Consider the following 20,408-nt stretch of genomic DNA (forward strand, 5'->3'; position numbering starts at 1 on the left):
CACTGCACTGCGTTTGTCCCCTGCCGTACTGGCAGAGGTCTCCATATCACCTGCAGTTTGTGCGACTGACGTCGAAATTGCAGGGTCCGATTTGCCCTCTGAACCGCCATGAAGCGTGCCAAACTTGGACAGCGTAGGCTTTTGATCGACGGGTTCCGCCGCTTCAACAGCGACCTTCTCGCCTCCGCCCTCGGTCTGGGCCTCGCTTGCGTCCGCAGAGCCTCCCGCCGTCTGACTACTGTGCTCCTCTGAAGCGCCAGCTGCTGCGTTTTGCTCCGTTTGATTTAGTCGCGACTGCGCTTCCGTTTGCGATCTGGGGCGGGTGTCTTCGACGTGATCCGCAAAAGATCGGTCCTTTGGCGTGTTCGACGAAGATTTGGACGCATCCTGCGCCGGTGGTGCCTTGGTCCCCTGGGCTCCGCCGAGGGCCTGGCCAATGAGTGATGTGCTGTGCATGGGCTTCCAGACGTTCTATCTCGATGCAAACGGTCTACAGCAAAGCGGTTACGGCAATTTTAACCGGTTCTATCGCAGTCTCTGAAAAATCGAAGCAATTCGAAACTTCTTTCAAACCGAGGCCAAAATGCCGGATCCGATTCAAATCTCTCAAATGACGCCCGCGTCAAAGTCAATGCCGACCACCAGGTCGCATGCTGCCCAAGAAGACCCTCTGCGCAAGGCCGCTATGGACCTAGAGGCTTCATTTCTCGCGGAAATGTTGAAGTCTGCAGGTCTTGGGGAATCACGGGAAGGCTTTGGCGGCGGCGCCGGAGAAGATCAGTTTTCTAGTTTCTTGGTTCGCGCCCAGGCCGAGCAAATCGCAAAGGCAGGCGGCATCGGCCTGGCCGAATCACTGTACCACGCCCTGAAGGAGGCTCAGAATGACCAACCATAACCCCCAAACCTACATCGATGAGCTGGACCGCATTCTGGATGAGGAACGCGCAGCCCTCATGGAAGGCGATCTTACAAAGCTGGAGAAAATCCTGGCCCGCAAGGAAGACGCCATCGACCAGCTGAACACCATCTCTGATCTGGAGCGAGATACACTTGCCAAGGTGCAGACCAAAGTGATGCGCAATCAGGATATGCTGGAGAGCGCGATGGAAGGCATCCGGTCCATCGCAGCCCGCATGGCCGAACTGCGCCGCGTACGTAAAGGACTGGATGTCTATGACAGCACAGGCCGCAAGACACGCTACGGTACGCGCCTCGACCAGAAGTTGGAGAAGCGTGCGTAAGCCGGTGCAATTTAGGAAAAATTCTACGGATTGGAATTTGGCGCATTAGCACTCCCTTAGCAAATATCGCGGCAAAGTCCTCTTGCACCTCGACAAACGGGGTGGCGCGAAAACCGGTCGGTTGAACGCATTGTCAGAAAGACGTCAGAGAGCGCCCTTCGGGGCAGGGAAAATCAGAGGCCAAAGGCCTCTTCGCTAAAGGAATATAAGCTATGACCAGCATTCTGACCAACAACGGCGCAATGGTTGCGCTGCAGACCCTGAAGACCATCAACAACAACCTGGAGAGCACTCAGAACGCTATCTCCACCGGTAAAGAGGTTGCTTCCGCCAAGGACAACTCGGCCATCTGGGCGATCTCCAAAGTTATGGAATCGGACGTTGCAGGCTTCAACGCCGTGTCCGACTCTCTGGCGCTGGGTGAATCCACTGTGGCGGTTGCAACCGCCGGTGCTGAGCAAATCACCGAACTCCTGAAAGAGATGAAGGAGAAGGTGGTTGCGGCAACTGGTGAAAACGTCGACAACGACAAGATCACTGCTGACGTTGACGAGCTGAAGAACCAGATCACCTCGATCATCTCCGCTTCGCAGTTCAATGGTGCAAACCTGCTGAACAGCGCTGGTGGTGACATCACCGTTCTGTCCTCGCTCGACCGTGACTCCACTGGCGCCGTTACTTCGGCCAACATAACTGTTTCGTCAGTTGATTTCGAGTCCAACCTGGACCTGACCACCGTTGATGTGTCTTCCTCGACTGCTGCCGATGCATCGATCAGCGAGATCGAAGCACTGATCCAGACTGCAGTTGACGGCGCTGCCGCACTGGGCGCATCCGCTGCCCGGATCGAAAAGCAGTCCGAATTCGTGTCGAAAGTGACCGACGCGATGAAGAGCGGTATCGGCTCGCTTGTGGATACCGACATGGAAGAAGCCTCCGCACGACTGAAAGCTCTGCAGACGCAGCAGCAGCTTGGCGTACAGGCTCTCTCTATTGCCAACTCGGCACCGCAGACCCTGCAGCAGCTGTTCCGTTAAACGGCTTGATCCGGGGCGCGCCAGGCGCGCCCCGGTCCTCTATTCTCAGAGAACCTGAAGAAACAGTACGTTAGGAAAACACGTGAATGCCCTTCTGAATGCGAAGCGCGCCTATTCGGCGGCAAAAGCCCCGACACGCACACCGAAAGACCTGGAGTTCGAGGCGATTGCTCGGATTACGCACCGCATGATTAGCGCATCAAAGCAGGGGCCAGAGGGATTTTCTGCACTTGCCGAAGCGCTGACTGAAAATCGCAAACTGTGGCAGATTTTTCAAACAGATGTCACCAGCGCGGACAACGGACTTCCCGAAGACCTGAAAGAGCAGATCCTCTATCTCGCGGCGTTCACAACTCAGTACACCAGCCGGATCCTGGCCCGCAAAGCGGGAGTCGGCCCCCTGGTAGAAATCAATACGGCCATCATGCGTGGCCTGCGCAGCGGAGCATCCTGAATATGAGCGGTCTGGTCCTCAAACTTGCCCCAAAAGAACGCGTCCTCGTGAACGGCGCGGTTATCGAGAACGGAGATCGACGCAGCCGTCTCTCCATCGTCACACCTGATGCCAACATCTTGCGTTTGCGGGATGCGATTCATCCCGAAGAAGCCAATACCCCGGTACGACGTGTCTGCTATGCAGCACAGCTTGTACTGTCTGGTGATGTTGATCCCGAAGAGGACCGGCTCCCGATGCTACGCCGCATCGAAGAGTTGAGCCAGGTTTTCACGGATTCCGACAGCAGAGCAGCCCTGGCCGAGGCCACGGATTCGCTGCTGAACAACAACCACTATCGCTGCCTCAAGGCACTGCGCGCCCTATTGCCGCGTGAAGAGCGCCTGATGGCCATTCGTCCGTCATGATACTGTATCAGCCGATCATACCCACCGATGGCATTGCAGGATGGAAATTCCTGCAATCCACCTACGACAAGCAGTTTGATACCTTTTCGAAGGATCCTGTTTTGTCCCGGGAAAGCGACTATTTTCTCGAGAATATCGGTAAGGTGAAAACGGCTTCAGATCTGGTCAAAGACACGCGGCTTCTGGGCATCGCTCTTGGTGCCTTTGGCCTTGATGATCAACTTCCGATGAAAGCACTCGTACAGCGCGTGCTCGAAGACGGCTCTTCGGCTGATGATGCTCTGGCTGTTGATTGTCACTGAGAACTGACCCGGTAGCCCTATAAATTGTCACTGAGAATTGACCCATGTGAACACACTTCCCCGACGGTTTTGGTTGGGGGGATTAGGAGTGATCGACATGGGATTTTTGAGTGTCATTCGACGCTGGGCATTGCGTGACAAAATGCCAATCAGGGAGATTGCCCGGCGGACGGGTTTGTCTCGGAACACGATCAAGAAGTATCTGCGTGAAGGTGCGGTGGAACCGCAGTTCAAGACGCCCAAGCGTCCAAGCAAGCTGGACCCCTACGCGGATCGGCTGTCAGCCTGGCTTTTAATCCAGACGCGGAAGTCACGCAAAGAGCGGCGGACAGTGAAGCAAATGCATGCTGATCTTGTGAAGCTGGGATATAATGGTTCCTATGAACGCGTGGCAGCTTTCGCCCGGGCATGGCGTGAAGATCGGCATCGAGCGGAACAGACGACGGGGCGCGGCACCTACGTGCCTTTGGTGTTCGCGCCCGGCGAAGCCTTCCAATTCGATTGGAGCGAGGACTGGGCCAACATCGGCGGTGAGCGCGTCAAACTTCAGGTCGCTCATATCAAGCTATCGCACAGCCGCGCTTTCTTGGTGCGGGCCTACCCGCTGCAAACGCACGAGATGCTGTTTGACGCCCACTGGCATGCATTCCGCGTGTTCGGCGGTGTGCCTGGTCGCGGGATCTATGACAATATGAAGACCGCCGTTGATCGTGTGGGCAAAGGCAAGCAGCGGGACGTCAATGCACGCTTCAAGGCTATGGCCAGCCACTACGTGTTTGAGCCCGAGTTCTGCAATCCGGCGGCCGGTTGGGAGAAAGGCCAGGTTGAGAAGAACGTGCAGGATGCGCGCAACCGCATGTGGCAGGTCATGCCGGTCTGCGCCGATCTGGCAGAGCTGAACCAATGGCTTGAAGATCGCTGTATCGCCCTTTGGACAGAGACGCCGCACAAGGCTTTGCCGGGGTCCATCGCTGACGTGTGGGAGGCCGAGAAGCCTACGCTGATGGCACTGCCGCCGGCATTCGATGGCTTTATCGAACACAGTAAGCGTGTGTCACCCACATGCCTGATCACTTTCGAACGCAATCGCTACAGCGTTCCCGCCAGCTTTGCGAACCGCCGTGTCAGTTTGCATGTCTATCCCGAACGGCTGATCGTGGTCGCTGAAGGGCAAACGGTTTGCAAGCATGCGCGGATCATCGAGCGGTCTCATCGCAAGCCCGGCAAGGTCATCTATGACTGGCGCCACTATCTCGCTGTTATCCAACGCAAACCGGGCGCACTTCGGAATGGTGCGCCGTTCACGGAGATGCCGGATGCCTTCCGTCAATTGCAGGATCACATGCTGCGTAAAGAAGGCGGTGACCGAGAGATGGTCGACATTCTGTCTTTGGTCCTTCAGCACAACGAAGAGGACGTTTTGTGTGCAGTGGAGCTGGCACTTGAAGCAGGCGTCCCCACCAAGACGCACATCCTGAACCTGTTGCATCGATTGATCGACCGCAGACCGACAGATCACCCCGAGGTCGATCCGCCGGACGCACTGGCATTGCAGACAACGCCAGTGGCCAACGTCGGTCGCTATGACGGGTTGCGACAGACTGAGGAGAAGCGCCATGCGTCATGACCCAGCAGGAGCCTCTATCGTCATCATGCTGCGCAGTCTTAAGCTCTATGGCATGGCAAATGCGATTGAAGACTTGGTCGCCCAGGGCGCGCCAGCGTTCGAAGCTGCCACACCAATGCTGTCACAGCTGCTCAAGGCCGAGATCGCCGAACGCGAGGTACGGTCCATCGCCTACCACACGAAGGTCGCCCGCTTCCCCGCATACAAGGATCTGACGGGCTTCGACTTTGCATCGAGTGAGATCAACGAAGCGACAGTGCGGCAGCTACACCGATGCGAGTTTATCGAAGCGGCCGAGAATGTCGTTTTGATCGGCGGTCCCGGAACGGGCAAGAGCCACACAGCCACAGCAATCGGCGTCCAAGCCATCGAACATCACCGGCGTAAGGTGCGCTTCTTCTCGACCGTGGAATTGGTCAACGCGCTGGAGCAGGAGAAGGCGCTTGGTAAGGCAGGGAAACTGGCTGAGATGCTGACGAAGGTCGACTTGGTCATCTTGGACGAACTCGGCTACCTGCCGTTCAGTTCATCTGGCGGGGCGCTGCTCTTCCATCTGCTCAGCAAGCTCTACGAGCGCACCAGCGTCATCATCACCACAAACCTCAGCTTCTCAGAATGGGCGCAGGTCTTCGGGGATGCAAAGATGACAACCGCGCTCCTCGATAGGCTGACTCACCGCTGCCACATCCTCGAAACCGGAAACGACAGCTACCGCTTCAAGGCCAGCGCTGAGGCTGCAAAAAAAACACGAAAGGAGGCCAAAACATTGACCGCGTCATAAACCACGACGCATAACTGAGGGTGGGTCAAATCTCGGTGAAAATACCGGGTCAGTTCTCAGTGACAATCAACAGTGTTGCATCCGCCCGTGAATGGGACAGTTGCCAAACAGGGTTCTTGGCCAAGACGAGCGGCTGCGAACGGGTGTGGCCACCGATTGCAATGCCATTGGAAACTGTGCCGCTTACTCGCGCGACCATGCGGGTCAGATCACGAAACAAAGGGGTCGGCTCTGCCGTACCATCGACAAAAAGAGGCGCGTCTTCGGTATCGAACAGCTCGATGATCAGACCCTCGTCAGAAACACGCGTCACGATGTGGCGGGCCAGATCGGTCGCCACCATGCTTTCACCGCCCCGACCGCGCAGTTCCTCTTCGATGACGCGGAAAATCTCTTCCTGGGCTGCTCGCTCATCCTCGCTGACGACTCCGGTTTCCCCTTGAGCCTGCCTTGCATTCATCGGATTCTGATCCGTGGCACCTGTTCCGCTTTGCGGTTTGATGTCCTCGGTGAACATGCTGTCGCCACTGAAGGCGCCATTACCACCGCCCGAAACACGGCTCAGCGGGATGGAGGGCGAGAAGTAATCCGCCAAACCTTTTCGCTGTTTTTCGGTTGTGGCGTTCAGCAGCCACATGAGAAGGAAGAAAGCCATCATCGCGGTCACGAAGTCGGCATAGGCCACTTTCCATGCGCCGCCATGGTGGCCATCTCCACCACCAGACTTTTTCTTCTTGATAATAATCGGAGCTGCGTTGCCTTGAGCGCTCATATCAACCACCACTTTTTTCACCCACAACTGGGGTATCAGGCGGTTCGTTAAGCGGGCCTTAACAGCTAAAATTAGCGACTGTTAAGACCTCTAAACAAATGATTTATAGACATAAATATGTTCTTAAGAGGCAAATCGCGTCGGCCATGCGTCAACCTGATGTCAACCCTGTGTCACGAATGTGGCAGAGAGGGGATCCCGCCACACAAATGGCGGGATCAAAAGGCTGCATCAAACGTTCAAAAGGACATCGCCGAACGATTCGCGCAGCTTGTTCTTGAGAACCTTTCCAGTGCCGCCAAGGGGCAGGTCATCCGTGAAGACCACTTTGTCGGGGATCTGCCAGCTGGCCACCTTTCCATCATAATGGGCCAGCAGCTCTTCCTCGCTGAGGCTGTCGTCGCTACGCACCGCGATTACCACCGGTCGCTCATCCCATTTCGGATGACGCGCTGCTATGGCAGCGGCCTGGGCGATTTTGGGATGCGACATGGCGATGTCTTCCAGCTCCACGGTCGAGATCCACTCCCCGCCAGATTTGATAATGTCCTTGGAGCGATCACGGATGATCATATAGCCATCTTCATCAATGGTGGCGACATCGCCGGTGTCGAACCAGCCATCTTCGGTCAGGGCGCTGGTGTCGTGACCAAAGTAGGTATCAATGATCCAGTGCCCGCGGATCTGCAACTCTCCCTGGGTTTTGCCGTCTTCCGGCAGGCGCTGGCCTTTGTCATCCACGATACGTAGCTCAACGCCATAAGGCGGACGCCCCTGCCCTTCGCGGATCTTCCCCTGCTCTTCGACGCTCAGGTCGTCGTGCTTTTGCAGCAGGTTGTTGAGGGTGCCAAGCGGGCTGGTTTCGGTCATGCCCCAGGCGTGGATCAGCTCGACGCCATATTTGTCGCGGAAGGTGGGGATCATCACCGTCGGTAGGGCAGACCCGCCAACAACAGTGCGCTTCAGGCTTTCGGCCTTGCTGCCGGTTTTCTCAAGCGCTTGCAGCAGGCCCATCCAGATCGTCGGCACGCCCAACGCCAGGCTGACGCGCTCGCCGTCGATCAGCTTGACCAGGCTTTCGCCGTCCAGGTTCGGCCCCGGCAGCACCAGTTTCGCGCCCACAGCCGCTGTAATATAGGGAACCCCCCAGGCATTGACGTGGAACATCGGAACCACCGCCATCACCGTATCGCGGGCCGAGATCGCCAGCCCGTCCGGCTGGTTGCCACCCAGCGAGTGCAGCACGGTGGTGCGGTGCGTGTATTGCACCCCCTTGGGATTTCCGGTCGTGCCAGAGGTATAGCACAGGCTGGAGGGCGTGTTTTCGTCCAGCTCGGGCCAGGTATTGTCATCGCTTTCGGCAGCCAGCAGCTCATCGTAGAACAGGATGCCCGGCACCGCCTCGGCGGCGGCCTCATCGCGGGGCCCCATCAGGATGACGTGCTTGAGCGTGGTCAGATGCTCTTTCAGCTTACCCACCGCAGGCACGAAGGTCGCATCGATGAACAGCACCTGATCGTCAGCGTGATTGATGATGTAGATCAGCTGCTCCGGCTTCAGGCGCGGATTGATCGTATGACAGATCATGCCGCCACCAGCGACGCCAAAGTAGATCTCAAGATGGCGGCGGTTGTTCCATGCTATGGTGCCGCAGCGCTCCCCTTCCTTGATGCCAAGGCGTTTCAGCGCGGCCGAGAGTTTGCGGGCATTCGCCTCGATCTCACCCCAGTTGGAATGCACCACCTCGCCCGAGGTCTCTACCGAGGTCACGGTGGTGTTGCCGTGGTAGCGGCCCGCATGTTCGATCAGTGAGCTGATCGTCAGCGGTTTGTGCATCATCTTGCCAAGCATATCGCTTTGCTCCTCCAAATTTCACTCGGCGGCCAGGGCCGCCCGGTTGCGGATCATATCCGCGGCTTTTTCCGCGATCATGATGGTCGGGGCGTTGGTATTGCCGCCGATCAGCCGAGGCATGATCGAAGCATCCACAACGCGCAGCCCCTCCATGCCGCGTACTTTCAGTTCCGGATCGACGACCGCCATCTCGTCCTGCCCCATCCTGCAGGTTCCCACCGGATGATAGATCGTATCCGACCGGGCGCGGATGTGCTGCTCCAACGCTGCGTCATCCGGTTCTCCTTCGATGAACAGCTCTTTGTGGATGTAGCCCTGCAAGGGAGGCGTCTCCATGATCTGCCGCGTCTTGCGGATGCCCTTGATCATTACCGCCAGATCCTCGGGATCCGACAGGAATTGCGGATCGATCCGGGGCGGCGCCATCGGGTCGGCGGAGGTGAGTCCCACCGATCCACGTGATTTTGGGCGCAGCACGCAGACATGGCAGCTGAACCCATGCCCCATATGCAGCTTGCGCGCGTGATCGTCGACGATTGAGATAACGAAATGCAGCTGCACATCAGCGCGATCCAGCGTCGGGTCGGTTTTTAGGAACGCTGCCCCCTCCGCAAACGGCGTAGCCAGCATGCCCTCGCCTCTCTTGCGCCAGTCATTGATGTGTTTCAGCAGATTGACGCTGCCGGGCAGCGAGATCCCGAAATTGTCCCGATCCTTGCTTTTGTAGGCGAGGGTGAAATCAAGGTGGTCCTGCAGGTTCTGCCCGACACCCGGCAGCTCATGCACCATGCCAATGCCATGCGGCGTGATATCCTCGGGCCTTCCAACACCCGACAGCTGCAAAAGTTGCGGCGAGTTGAAGGCGCCACCGCAGAGGATCACCTCACGCCGCGCATTGACCGTCTCATTCTGGCTTCCCTTGCGATAGGCCACGCCGGTAGCCCGCTTGCCCTGAAAGAGAACCTTGGTGGCATGAGCGCCGGTAATCACGGTGAGGTTGCTGCGCTCCATCACCGGATGCAGATAGGCGGCGGCGGCCGAGCAACGTTCCCCGTTTTTGGCCTCCTCATGGAACTGCGTCACCTGATAAAGGCCGATCCCCTCGTTGTCGCCCGCGTTGAAATCCTCAACCTCGCGGATCTGCAGCGCCTTCCCGGCCTCGACAAAGGCGCGTGTGATCGGGCGCGGGGATTTCTGGTTGCTGACCTGCAAAGGGCCATCGCTCCCATGGGCCTCATCTTCGCCGCGCTCGTTATTTTCGGCGCGCTGGAAATAGGGCAACACATCCTGCCAACCCCAGCCGGGACAGCCGAGCGACGCCCATTCGTCATAATCCCCTGCATGACCGCGTATATAGAGCATGGCATTGATCGCACTGGAGCCGCCCAGTGCCTTGCCGCGCGGCTGGTAACCTTTGCGCCCATTCAGGCCCGGTTGTGGTACAGTCTCGAAGGCCCAGTTGTTGATCTTTGGCCGCCCCGGCAGCATCGCCACCACCGCCGCAGGCGCGCGCACCAGGATGCTGTCACCGCGTCCGCCGGCCTCCAGCAGGCAAACGCTGATATTCGGATCCTCGCTGAGCCTTGAGGCCAGCGTCGAGCCTCCAGATCCCCCCCCAACAATCACATAATCAAATTGCATCGCTTCCCCTCCCAAGGTTGCATTTGATTCAAAGTGAACTCGGGAAGGGGCAGCCTGTCCATCTTTTCTCTACGTAAGGACGATCCTAGCCGTCTTCCTTTGCCCCTGTCACAGGGCGCGCCGAGGTGGCATAGCGCTCTGAGGCCTCATAGTAGTCGTCAAACCCGATGCGCCGACGCAGATCCATGAATCCCATCAGGTTGCTGCGCGGCTGGCCTGCTTTCATCTCGGCCAGCGTCTGCACCATCGCCTGCATGGCCGAGGCCATCAGCGACAGCGGATAGGCGGCTATGCGATAGCCGATCTCCTCCAGCGCCTCGGGCGGCAGGTCGGGGGTTTCACCACCTTCGACGATATTGGCCATATTTGGCGCATCCGTCGCGGAGCAGACCTCGCGCATCTCCGCCTCGGAGCGGGGTGCCTCAACAAAGATGATGTCGGCGCCCAGCTCGCGGAACTTCTGTGCGCGGGTCAAAGCCTCGCCCAGCCCGTGATCGTGGCGGGCATCGGTGCGCGCCAGGATCAGAATGTCCTGACCTTCATTGCGGGCATCGACGGCGGCGCGGATGCGGTCGTAGGCTTCCTCCCGGCCCACCACGGCCTTGCCCGGCGTATGGCCGCAGCGTTTGGGCGCCAGCTGGTCCTCGATCATCACGGCGGCGCAGCCAGCATTTGCCATGCCCTGTACCGTGCGGCGCACATTCATCGCATTGCCATAGCCGGTGTCGCCATCGGCAATCAGCGGCATGGTGATGGCACCCGCGATATTGCGGGCCTGATCCAGCACCTCGCCATAGCTCATCAGGCCCAGATCGGGCGCTCCGATCCGCGAGGCAGAGGCGCCGAAACCGGTCATGAAGGTCAGGTCGAACCCGGCCTGCTCAATCAGCTTGGCCGAGAGCGCATCATAGGCGCAGGGCATGGTGTGCAGGCGGGACTGCGCCAGAAGGGCGCGGAGGGTGTCAGCAGGGGTCGTCATATCGCTCACAGTTTGAAGGGAATATAAAGGGCGAGGTCAGGCACGAGATAGAGAAGGGCTGCGCAGAGGAACATCAGCACAAGGAAAGGGATCGCTCCCCGTGCCACGTCCCCGAGGGTTGCGCGGGCCACCGCCTGGATCACGTAGAGGTTCAACCCCACGGGCGGGGTGATCAGGGCCGCCTCGACCATGATCACCATGAAGACACCGAACCAGATCGGATCGAACCCAAGGCCCATGGCCGCAGGCAGCAGCACCGGTGTCATGATCAGCACCATCGACAGCGCCTCAAGCACAAGCCCCATGACCACGAGGATCGCAGCCACCAGCAGAACGAACATCACCGGGCTGGAAACGGCCTCCGAGATAAAGGCGCTTATGTCCTGCGGAATGCGGTAAAGAGTGATTGCCTTGCCAAAGACCTTCGCGCCCGCGATGATCAGCAGGATGGCAACGGTGGTGGCCATACTGTCCATCGCCGCCTCCCAGAAGGCCTTCCAGGTCAGGGTGCGCAGGATGAACGCGGTGATGACAACAGCAAAGGCAAAGCCGATGGCGGCGGCCTCGGTCGGGGTGAAGGCACCGGAATAGATGCCGGCCACCACAACAGCCGCAAGCGCCATTGAGGGCAGTGCGCGTAAGGTAGCCGCGCGGCGCTCGGCGCCGCTGGCTTTTTCACTTCGGCCCATGCCCTTCATCGAGGCATAGATCATCGAATAGCCGGAAAAGAGCACCAAGAGCGCCAGACCGGGGCCAACCCCCGCAAGGAACAGCGCAATCACCGATTCCTCGGTCACAAAGCCGTAGACGATCATCGGTATCGAGGGCGGGATCAGAATACCCAGCGTGCCGCCCGCCGCCAGCAGCCCGTAAACGAAGCGCCGCTCGTAGCCGCGGTTGATCATTTCCGGGATGGCGACGGTGCCAATGGTGGCGGCCGTCGCCACAGAGGATCCGGAAATCGCCGCGAACAGACCGCAGGAAATTACCGTCGCCACCGCAAGCCCGCCGGGCCAATGCCCCACCCAGGCCTGCACGGCGGCATATAGGTCGCGGCCAACGCCGCCTTTAAGCAGCACATTCGACATCAGAAGGAACAGTGGCACCGCCAGAAGGATGAACCCGTCCAAGGTGGACAGCACCGCCTGCGGCGCCATCAGCGGGGAGAAGCCGCCAAAGATCAGCAGCGACAAGCCAAGCCCACCAAGGGCAAAGGCCACCGGGACACCGATCAGCAGAAGGCCGAAAAGCGCCAGAAGAATAAGGAAAACAGTCATCAGTCGTGCTCTCCTTCAGCCACGATTTGCCCCTGCAAAGCGCGAACTGTTTCGATCACCGCCTGGATCAGCAGGATTGCAAACCCGAAGGGCAGTGACAGTTCCACGTACCACATGGGCATATCCAGCATGGTGCCTGTGGTGCGGCCTCGAACAAAACTGTCATGGAAAATCTCATAGCCGTAGACCAGAACGATGGCCGAGAAGACCGCGACCGCAGCCATGGCGAAGACATCCGCCGCCAGCCTTGGCCCCCTTGGCAGGTTTGCGATCACGGCGGTGATACGGATATGGCGCCGCTCTCTCAGACACCAAGGCGCGGCAATGAGCGATCCCCAGATCAGGCAGAACTGGCTCAGCTCTGCCGCCCAGATGGTGGGCCGCACAAAGAAATAGCGGGCCAGCACCTCGTAGGTGAGCATGATCCCGGCAAGAACGAATAGGACCGCCGCCACAAGGGCCAGCGCGGTCACGAACCTGGCAAATACGTCCATGGAATGTCCCGAAGAATAGAAGCGGACCAGCCCACGATGGCGAGGGCTGGTCCGGGATGGTCAGGTTCAGAAGCTTTCGGCAGCAGACAGGATCTGCGCACCCAGCTCTCCGGCCTTGGCGCGGAAGCCGTCATAAACAGGGGCCGCGGCTGCCTTCCAAGCGGCGATTTCTTCATCCGTGGGCATGTAGATGGTCATGCCCGCCTTTTCAGCCTCGGCATAGGCCGCAGCCTCGATCGCGGACATCTCGTCCCGCACCGAGATCTCGGCCTTGCGCGCGGCATCCGCCATGATCTTTTGGTGTTCGGGCGACAGACCATTCCACCAGTCGGTGTTGGCCACCACGATGAATTCGATATCAGCGTGGTTGGTGACGGTGATCGTGTCCATGACTTCCCACAGTTTACGCGATTTCACGCCCGAAACGCCGGTCATACCGATATCCACGGTGCCGCGCTGATAGGCCAGATACTGCTCGGACCCCGAGATCAGCGTCGGCGCGCCGCCGGTTGCGGTCACGAAATCGCCCAGCGTCTTGCCGAAGACACGCGCCTTCTTGCCCTCCATATCGGTGGGTGTCTTCACCGGACCGCCCTGCGACAGCATGATCGCGCCGCCATAGGCCTGCCACCACAGCACCGTTGCCCCGGTGTCGGCAATCGCAGCATCGATGGGGCCGCGCACCGGGCTGCCGGGTTCGACCGCCTTGCGCACTTTGTCTTCGGAGTTGAACAGGAACGGCATGTAGAACACATCCACCGCCGGGATGTCACCCACATAGCGGGTCAACGAGGCCACGCCCATCTCGATTGCACCGGATCCCACGGCAGAGGGCACTTCCTTATCCTTGTAAAGCTGCGCCGAGTCATAGATCTCAACCGCGATGTCCCCGCCCGAGGCTTTCTCCACCTCTTCCTTGAACATCAAAAGGTTCTGCCCAAGGTGGCTTTTAAGCGGCAGTTGCAAAGAGATGCGCGCAGTCACATCGGCAGCAAAGGCGGGCATTGCAGTGCACAGCGCCAGGGCGGCGCCAGTCAGCGTCGAAGTCAGTTTCATGAATTTTCCTCCCTTAATAAAATGATGTTCCATCAAGGGCTTACCCTTGGTCAAGGAAAATGGCGTAAGCGTTTTAGGTGCGATATTCGAACCCTCAATTTTGCATTAAATTCAATAATTTGGAACAATGGGGCCAGTGAAATAAATTTTGAAATTCAACCTCCTCTCGCCGCTCTCACAGCAGAATCCGGGCAAAAAGTGAGGGCAAACTGCCCGCAGGTCGCCAAACGCCGCGCCAAAGGCGCGGCGTTTGGCCCAACGGGAGAGGATCATCCGGCGGATGTCCGATCCAGGCGGGAGAGCCCCCTTGGCTCTTAGCCCAACACAGCCCTTACCGCGCGCGCCGTCGCAGCAACCACGGTGTCGGCCTCGTCGCGGCTCAGGCAGAAGGGCGGCGCAAAACCTAAGATGTCACCCTGCGGCATGGCGCGGGCAATCACCTTATCCTGCTCCAAAAGCTTGGCCGCGATCTGTGGGCCTATCTTGTCAGTCGCGTCATAGAAGCTGCGGCTATCGCGGTCTTTCACGAATTCCACCGCACACAGCATGCCTTCGCCCCGGATGTCACCCACATGGGGATGATCGCCCAGCGCATCCTTCATCGCCTGGTTCAGATAGGCGCCCACGCTGCCTGCGTTCTCCACAAGGTTCAACGCGTCAATCAGCTTGAGGTTGGCAACACCTGCAGCCGCACCAATAGGGTGTGCCGAATAGGTCCACCCGTGGCCGATAGGCCCGTTCTCATCGGTGCCCTGCTCGAGCACCTTCCAAACCTGGTCGGAAACGATCGAACCGGACAGCGGCGCATAAGCCGAGGTCAACCCCTTGGCGATGGTGATGATATCCGCCTTGATCCCGTAGTGATCGCTGCCGAACATGGTGCCAAGGCGCCCAAACCCCGTGACCACCTCATCGGCCACCAACAGGATGTCGTGTTTCTTCAGCACGGCCTGGATCGCCCGCCAATAGCCTGCCGGAGGCGGTACAATGCCCCCCGTTCCCAGAACCGGCTCACCGATAAAGGCTGCAATGGTGTCCGCACCTTCACGCTCGATCAGCGCCTCCAATTCGGCGACACAATGCGCCACGAACTGCTCTTCGGTCTGGCTCTGGTCTTCGCGGCGGAAGTAATAGGGCGCATCTGTGTGCACCACCTGCGCCAACGGCAGATCGAACTTCTTGTGAAACAGCTCAAGACCCGTCAACGACCCCGTCACCAGCCCCGAGCCATGATAGCCGCGCCAGCGCGAGATGATCTTCTTCTTCTCGGGTCGTCCCAGGATGTTGTTGTAATACCAGATCAGCTTGACGTTGGTTTCATTGGCGTCCGAGCCACCAAGGCCGAAATAGACCTTGGACATATTGGCCGGCGCCCGGTCGAGGATCATCTTCGACAGGGTGATCGAGACCTCGGTGCCATGGCCAACGTAAGAGTGGTAATAGGCCAGTTCCCGCGCCTGATCTGCAATCGCCTCGGCGATCTCCTGGCGGCCATAGCCCACGTTCACGCAGTAAAGCCCGGCAAAGGCATCCAGCAGCCTGGTGCCGTCGCGATCCTCGATGTGAACGCCGCTTGCGGTCTTGATCACGCGGGTAGCGCTTTCTCCGCGTGCATGCTGTGCCAGATGCGTGGAGGGGTGAAAGAAATTGTCACGGTCCCACTGGTCCAGTTGATCGTTCTTCAGCATGATTTGTCCTTCTTTGGTTTCCGGCGCATACTGCGACCGGATGTATTCGATTTTGCTTCGAATGCCTGCGACAGCAAAGCTCAGGCCCAGTCGCGGCAGATGTATTTGACCTCCGTGAACTCCTCCATCCCGAGGCGTGCCCCCTCACGCCCGAGGCCAGACTGCTTGGCCCCGCCAAAGGGGATTGGCGCGCCCGTCACCTTGGTCCGGTTCACGGCCACCATGCCAAATTGCAAGGCCCGCGACAGTCGGTAGATGCGGCGTGGATCCTGGGTATGGATATAGGCAACAAGGCCGTATTCCGTCTCGTTGGCGCGGGCAGTGATTTCCTCTTCCGTATCAAAAGGTGTAATCGGCGCCACCGGACCAAAGGTCTCTTCATACATGATGCGGGCATTTGCTGGCACATCGGTTAGCACTGTCGGCTGGTAGAATAGCGGCCCCATGGGATGAACCGCGCCCCCACAGGCCAGTTTCGCACCCTTTGCAACTGCATCCTGAACATGCTCTTCCTGTTTTGCTACCGCCCGCGCGTGCATAAGGGGGCCGATGTCAGGATCGTCCATCCCCGCCCCGACGCTCAGCGCCTTGGTCGCCGCAGTCAATCGCTCGCAGAAGGCGTCATAGATGCCGCGCTGCACGAAGATCCGGTTTGCCCCAAGGCAATCCTGCCCGGAGGTGGCGAATTTTGCCTTCATCGTCTCTTCCACCGCCTGATCCAGGTCCGCATCATCAAAGACGATCACCGGCGCGTGGCCGCCCAGTTCCATCACCAGACGCTTCACCGTATCGGCACTCTGCCGGTAGAGAAGCTTGCCCACCTCCGTAGAGCCTGTGAATGACAGGGCGCGCACGCGGGTATCTTCGGTCCAGGGCTTGACGACAGTGGGCGCATCGCCCGTCACCACGTTGAACACCCCGGCAGGTACACCGGCGCGTTCGGCCAGTTCAGCAAGCGCCAGAGCGCTAAAAGGTGTTTCAGCCGAAGGATGCGCAACAACGGTGCAGCCCGCCGCCAGCGCCGCGGCTGCCTTGCGGGTCAGCATCGCAGAAGGAAAGTTCCACGGAGTGATGAGGGCCACAACGCCCACGGGTTCGCGCCAGAGTTCAACCTCGGCATCGGGCAGATGGCTGGTCACCCCTTCGATGTTAGGGCGCTTGGCCTCTTCGGCATAGAACTCCACAAAGCCCGTGCCGTATTCGATCTCGCCGCGCGCTTCGGACAGGGGTTTGCCCTGTTCCAGCACCATGATGCGGGCAAGATCCTCCTTGTGGTCCAGTTGCAGCTGGCCCCAGCGCCGCAGGATGCTCGCCCGCTCCTGCGGCAGCAATCCGGCCCATTCATCGAACGCCGCCTGTGCGGCATCCACCGCAACAGAGGATTCCTCTGCCGACAGGCTGGCAACATGACCGACCGCCGCGCCATTGGACGGATCGGCGACAGCAAATGTGCTGCCATCTACGGCAGCGGTCCAGCGGCCATTCACATAAGAGAAAGAGCGCACCAGTCTCTTGTCTGCAATATCGCTGCGGGCGGAAAGGGCGGTTTCGGCCATGGCACATCCTCCATTGAACGTCAGAAGGACAATCCCTTGTCGCGATCAGAATTCGAGACCGAACTTCACCTCAGTCGCAGAGGATTCATCTGCTCTCTCCCTGTCCAAGCAGAAGATCCAGCGGCGGCGCGCCCGGCCCCTTCACCGGTTTGGTAACGATATAGGTGAAATAGCGCGAAAGCCCGATGCGAGCGTCCAGCATGGAATCGATCAGTCGCTGATAGGCGTCGATGTCACATGTCACGATCTGTAAAAGGTAGTCGAACCCACCCCCAAGCGCCCAGCAGGCAGTGACCTCATCATAAGTCTGAACGGCCTGTTCAAATGCCTGAAACCGGGCCGCCGTGTGATCCGCGATCTCCGCCGCAACAAACACTATTATATGAGGGGCAACTTTGCGCAGGTTGATACGCGCGCCGTACCCCTCGATCAGACCTGCCTTTTCAAGCTTGCGCAGCCGGTCCCAGCAGGGGGTCGCGGACAGGCCGATACGGTCGGCCAAAGCCGCTTTGGTGATGCGCCCCTCCTGCGTCAGCACGCGCAGGATTGCGATATCCCGGTCATCAAGACGTAACATGACAAAGGGCTGTAGCACGGCCCCCGAGATTGGAAAAGCCGCCAGCGAAACACATGCGCTCAATTTTCAAACACGTCAAAATGCCACCTGTTGTGCACAACAATATCGCGCGCCCTGCTGAAATTGCGATCAAACTCGGTATTTCGTGTCGTTTTTTGACATTTCCTTTGCCGCGAACAGGCCTGAACTGCACGATGTACTCAACTACACAGAACGAAGAGGCTCTATCGCCCGCACCCCCAACATCTGACCGAGGTCGCCATGCCACTGGAACACGCCCCTTTTTCGCACGGCGAATACGTCCGCCGCATCACCAAGACCCGCAAGGCCATGGAGGCTGCCGGGATCGAAGTTCTGTTTGTAACAGACCCCTCAAACCAGGCCTGGCTGACCGGGTATGACGGATGGTCCTTCTACGTGCATCAGGGCGTGATCCTGGGGCTGGACGGTGATCCGATCTGGTGGGGGCGCACAATGGATGCCTTTGGCGCCCTGCGCACCGTCTGGATGGAAGAGAAAAGCGTCATCGGCTATGATGACCGCTATATTCAGTCTACCACATGCCACCCGATGGAGGATCTGGCAGCCCATCTGACCCGGCTGGGCTACGGCAGCGCGCGGGTCGGTGTAGAGATGGAGAATTACTACTACTCGGCCAAGGCCCACGCAGAACTGGCGCGGAACCTGCCGAACGCAACCCTTGTGGATGCCACTGCCCTGGTGAATTGGCAGCGCACGGTGAAATCGGATGAAGAGCTGATGTTCATCCGCCGCGCCGCCCGCATCAGCGAACACATCGTCAATCTGGCAATCGAACGCGCCCGCCCCGGCCTGCGCAAGAACGAGCTGGTGGGCGATATCCTGCAGGCCGGCACCTATGGCGTGGGTGATGACTGGGGCGATTATCCTGCCATCGTGCCGCTGACACCTTCGGGACTTGATGCAACCGCAGCGCACCTCACATGGGACGGGCGCCCGATGCAAACGGGCGAGGCGACCTTCTTTGAGCTCTCGGGCTGCTACCGTCGCTATCACGCACCGCTTTGCCGGACCGTGCACTTGGGCAAGCCGCCGCAGGAAATGCTCGATGCCTCCGAAGCGTTGAACGAAGGGATCGAGGCGGGGATCGAAGCCGCGAAGGCGGGGAACCGCGCCTGCGACATTGCCAATGCCCTCAATGGCGCGCTGAAAAAGGCCGGGATCGATCGCAACGGGCGCTGCGGCTACCCGATCGGCCTCAGCTATCCGCCGGACTGGGGCGAGCGGACGATTTCCCTGCGCGACACCGATGAAACCGTTCTGGAGCCCGGCATGACCTTCCACTTCATGCCGGCCCTCTGGATGGACAGCTGGGGCCTTGAGACAACTGAAACGATCCTGATCCACGAGAGCGGACCCGCCGAGGCGCTGTGCAACGTGGAGCGCAAACTCTTTGTGAAAGACGAGGTTCTGAATGACCTTCCTGCCCCGAACGACGGATTTACTGGGCGAACTCATCGCGTTACCGACCGTCTCCGCGAGCAGCAACCTGACGTTGATGTCGTTGTTGGCGGACCGGCTGGATAGCGCAGGCGCAACGGTTCATATCTGGACGGATGAGACTGGCAGCAAGGCGAACCTGTTCGCCACTATCGGGCCGGACCGGGACGGTGGCATCGTGCTGTCGGGCCATTCCGACGTGGTGCCGGTGACAGATCAGGACTGGTCCAGCGATCCCTTTCAGATGGTAGAGCGGGACGGCAAGCTGTTCGGACGCGGCGCCTGCGACATGAAAGGCTTCATCGCCGCGGCGACGGCGATGGCACCTCATTATGCGACCCTGAACCCCTCGCGCCCGATCCACTTTGCCTTCACCTATGATGAGGAGGTCGGATGTTTCGGCGCGCAAGCCCTAGCCCGGTCACTGAAAGAACGTGATATCCGCCCGTCAGTTTGCATCGTGGGCGAACCGACGATGATGCGCATCATCGAAGGCCACAAGGGATGCTACGAATATTCCACCCATTTCACCGGACTGGAGGGGCACGGGTCGGGGCCGGATCTTGGCGTCAACGCAGTGGAATATGCCGCCCGTTATGTGGCGCGGCTGTTGGAGCTGAAGGATGCCCTGCGCGCCCGCGCGCCCGAGGGCAGCCGATTTGAGCCGCCTTGGACCACCATAAACACCGGCGCAGTAGTGGGCGGCCATGCCCACAACGTGATCCCCGGCAAGGCGCGTGTGGATTGGGAAATGCGCCCGGTGCAGAAATCAGATGCCGATTTCGTCAAGGAAGACCTTGAGCGCCTGTGCACCCACTCCCTGCTCCCCCAAATGCGCACCGTCTGCCCCGAGGCCGACATCGTGACCGAGGTGATCGGAGAGGTCGACGGGCTGGAACCGGTCACGGACAACGAAGCCCGCGAGATCCTGCAGGAGCTGACCGGAGCCAATGGCGCCGATCTGGTGGCCTTTGGCACCGAGGCGGGGATCTTTCAGGGGCTGGGCATGAACGTCGCCGTATGCGGACCGGGATCTATCGAGCAGGCACATAAGCCGGATGAGTATGTCTCGCTGGATCAGTTGTCCCAATGCCTCGGCCTGCTGGAAGGGCTCAGCGCCAAGCTGACCTGATCCGGCATTTGCGCGATGGAGAGAGGAGAGGTAAACAGGCGCGCAGCCAAGTGG

General features: G+C 59.4%; 20 protein-coding genes. 10 read left to right on the top strand and 10 right to left on the bottom strand.

All coding sequences use genetic code 11. The features are described 5' to 3' along the window. Window positions 1-610: 610 nt before the first annotated feature. The 8 genes from INS80_RS05540 (at window position 611) to istB (ending at window position 5,849) form a co-directional block, all read left to right on the top strand. Window positions 611-895: a rod-binding protein gene (locus tag INS80_RS05540; RefSeq protein WP_192967198.1), complete on the top strand. Its 285-nt coding sequence runs from the start codon at window positions 611-613 to the stop codon at window positions 893-895. After that, window positions 882-1,241 carry a flagellar biosynthesis protein FlgN gene (locus INS80_RS05545; protein ID WP_192964680.1) on the top strand — a complete coding sequence of 120 codons (360 nt, stop codon included), beginning with the start codon at window positions 882-884 and terminating at the stop codon, window positions 1,239-1,241. The genes INS80_RS05540 and INS80_RS05545 overlap by 14 nt, the downstream gene beginning before the upstream one ends. 212 nt (window positions 1,242-1,453) lie before the next feature. Then, a complete protein-coding gene (locus INS80_RS05550) occupies window positions 1,454-2,278 on the top strand; it encodes a flagellin N-terminal helical domain-containing protein (protein ID WP_192964681.1) in 825 nt (274 codons plus the stop codon). Between the two features lie 82 nt (window positions 2,279-2,360). Further along, entirely contained in the window at window positions 2,361-2,732 is a 372-nt protein-coding gene (gene flaF / locus INS80_RS05555) for a flagellar biosynthesis regulator FlaF (protein WP_192964682.1), read from the top strand. A gap of 2 nt (window positions 2,733-2,734) precedes the next feature. Beyond that, window positions 2,735-3,139, top strand: coding sequence for a flagellar biosynthesis repressor FlbT (gene flbT / locus INS80_RS05560; RefSeq protein ID WP_192964683.1), 405 nt, complete (start codon window positions 2,735-2,737; stop codon window positions 3,137-3,139). Next, window positions 3,136-3,441, top strand: a complete 306-nt coding sequence (locus INS80_RS05565) for a hypothetical protein (RefSeq protein ID WP_192964684.1) — start codon at window positions 3,136-3,138, stop codon at window positions 3,439-3,441. The genes flbT and INS80_RS05565 overlap by 4 nt, the downstream gene beginning before the upstream one ends. A gap of 97 nt (window positions 3,442-3,538) precedes the next feature. After that, a complete protein-coding gene (istA, locus tag INS80_RS05570; protein ID WP_110732346.1) occupies window positions 3,539-5,068 on the top strand; it encodes an IS21 family transposase in 1,530 nt (509 codons plus the stop codon). After that, window positions 5,058-5,849 carry an IS21-like element helper ATPase IstB gene (gene istB / locus INS80_RS05575; protein ID WP_050687164.1) on the top strand — a complete coding sequence of 264 codons (792 nt, stop codon included), beginning with the start codon at window positions 5,058-5,060 and terminating at the stop codon, window positions 5,847-5,849. Before istA ends, istB begins: the two co-directional genes overlap by 11 nt. A 49-nt stretch (window positions 5,850-5,898) precedes the next feature. Here istB and INS80_RS05580 read toward each other — a convergent pair whose 3' ends face one another. From INS80_RS05580 to INS80_RS05625, 10 genes are all read right to left on the bottom strand, one after another. Beyond that, window positions 5,899-6,621, bottom strand: coding sequence for a flagellar motor protein MotB (locus tag INS80_RS05580; protein ID WP_192964685.1), 723 nt, complete (start codon window positions 6,619-6,621; stop codon window positions 5,899-5,901). A gap of 231 nt (window positions 6,622-6,852) precedes the next feature. Next, a complete protein-coding gene (locus INS80_RS05585) occupies window positions 6,853-8,472 on the bottom strand; it encodes a long-chain-fatty-acid--CoA ligase (RefSeq protein WP_192964686.1) in 1,620 nt (539 codons plus the stop codon). A 21-nt stretch (window positions 8,473-8,493) separates the two neighbouring features. Next, a complete protein-coding gene (locus tag INS80_RS05590) occupies window positions 8,494-10,116 on the bottom strand; it encodes a GMC family oxidoreductase (RefSeq protein ID WP_192964687.1) in 1,623 nt (540 codons plus the stop codon). Between the two features lie 85 nt (window positions 10,117-10,201). Next, the gene (locus tag INS80_RS05595; RefSeq protein WP_192964688.1) at window positions 10,202-11,095 is read right to left on the bottom strand and encodes an isocitrate lyase/PEP mutase family protein; all 894 of its coding nucleotides are present in this window, start codon (window positions 11,093-11,095) and stop codon (window positions 10,202-10,204) included. Between the two features lie 5 nt (window positions 11,096-11,100). Then, window positions 11,101-12,372 (bottom strand): TRAP transporter large permease, encoded by a 1,272-nt coding sequence (locus INS80_RS05600; protein WP_192964689.1) that lies wholly within the window; start codon window positions 12,370-12,372, stop codon window positions 11,101-11,103. Next, the gene (locus INS80_RS05605; protein WP_192964690.1) at window positions 12,372-12,866 is read right to left on the bottom strand and encodes a TRAP transporter small permease; all 495 of its coding nucleotides are present in this window, start codon (window positions 12,864-12,866) and stop codon (window positions 12,372-12,374) included. The genes INS80_RS05600 and INS80_RS05605 overlap by 1 nt, the downstream gene beginning before the upstream one ends. 66 nt (window positions 12,867-12,932) lie before the next feature. Continuing rightward, complete coding sequence (locus tag INS80_RS05610) at window positions 12,933-13,922, bottom strand: TRAP transporter substrate-binding protein (RefSeq protein ID WP_192964691.1); 990 nt, start codon at window positions 13,920-13,922, stop codon at window positions 12,933-12,935. 314 nt (window positions 13,923-14,236) lie between these two features. Further along, window positions 14,237-15,610 carry an aspartate aminotransferase family protein gene (locus INS80_RS05615; protein ID WP_192964692.1) on the bottom strand — a complete coding sequence of 458 codons (1,374 nt, stop codon included), beginning with the start codon at window positions 15,608-15,610 and terminating at the stop codon, window positions 14,237-14,239. A gap of 80 nt (window positions 15,611-15,690) precedes the next feature. Then, complete coding sequence (locus tag INS80_RS05620) at window positions 15,691-17,166, bottom strand: NAD-dependent succinate-semialdehyde dehydrogenase (protein ID WP_192964693.1); 1,476 nt, start codon at window positions 17,164-17,166, stop codon at window positions 15,691-15,693. Window positions 17,167-17,251: 85 nt separating this feature from the next. Further along, the gene (locus INS80_RS05625; protein WP_192964694.1) at window positions 17,252-17,743 is read right to left on the bottom strand and encodes an Lrp/AsnC family transcriptional regulator; all 492 of its coding nucleotides are present in this window, start codon (window positions 17,741-17,743) and stop codon (window positions 17,252-17,254) included. Window positions 17,744-18,004: 261 nt separating this feature from the next. On the opposite strand from INS80_RS05625, the gene INS80_RS05630 reads away from it, so the two are divergent. Next, window positions 18,005-19,309 (top strand): M24 family metallopeptidase, encoded by a 1,305-nt coding sequence (locus INS80_RS05630; RefSeq protein WP_192964695.1) that lies wholly within the window; start codon window positions 18,005-18,007, stop codon window positions 19,307-19,309. Next, window positions 19,197-20,354: an acetylornithine deacetylase gene (gene argE, locus INS80_RS05635; RefSeq protein ID WP_192964696.1), complete on the top strand. Its 1,158-nt coding sequence runs from the start codon at window positions 19,197-19,199 to the stop codon at window positions 20,352-20,354. Before INS80_RS05630 ends, argE begins: the two co-directional genes overlap by 113 nt. Window positions 20,355-20,408: the final 54 nt, after the last annotated feature.

It is taken from the genome of Phycobacter azelaicus (assembly GCF_014884385.1).
In the GTDB taxonomy this organism is placed as follows: Bacteria; Pseudomonadota; Alphaproteobacteria; order Rhodobacterales; family Rhodobacteraceae; genus Phycobacter; species Phycobacter azelaicus.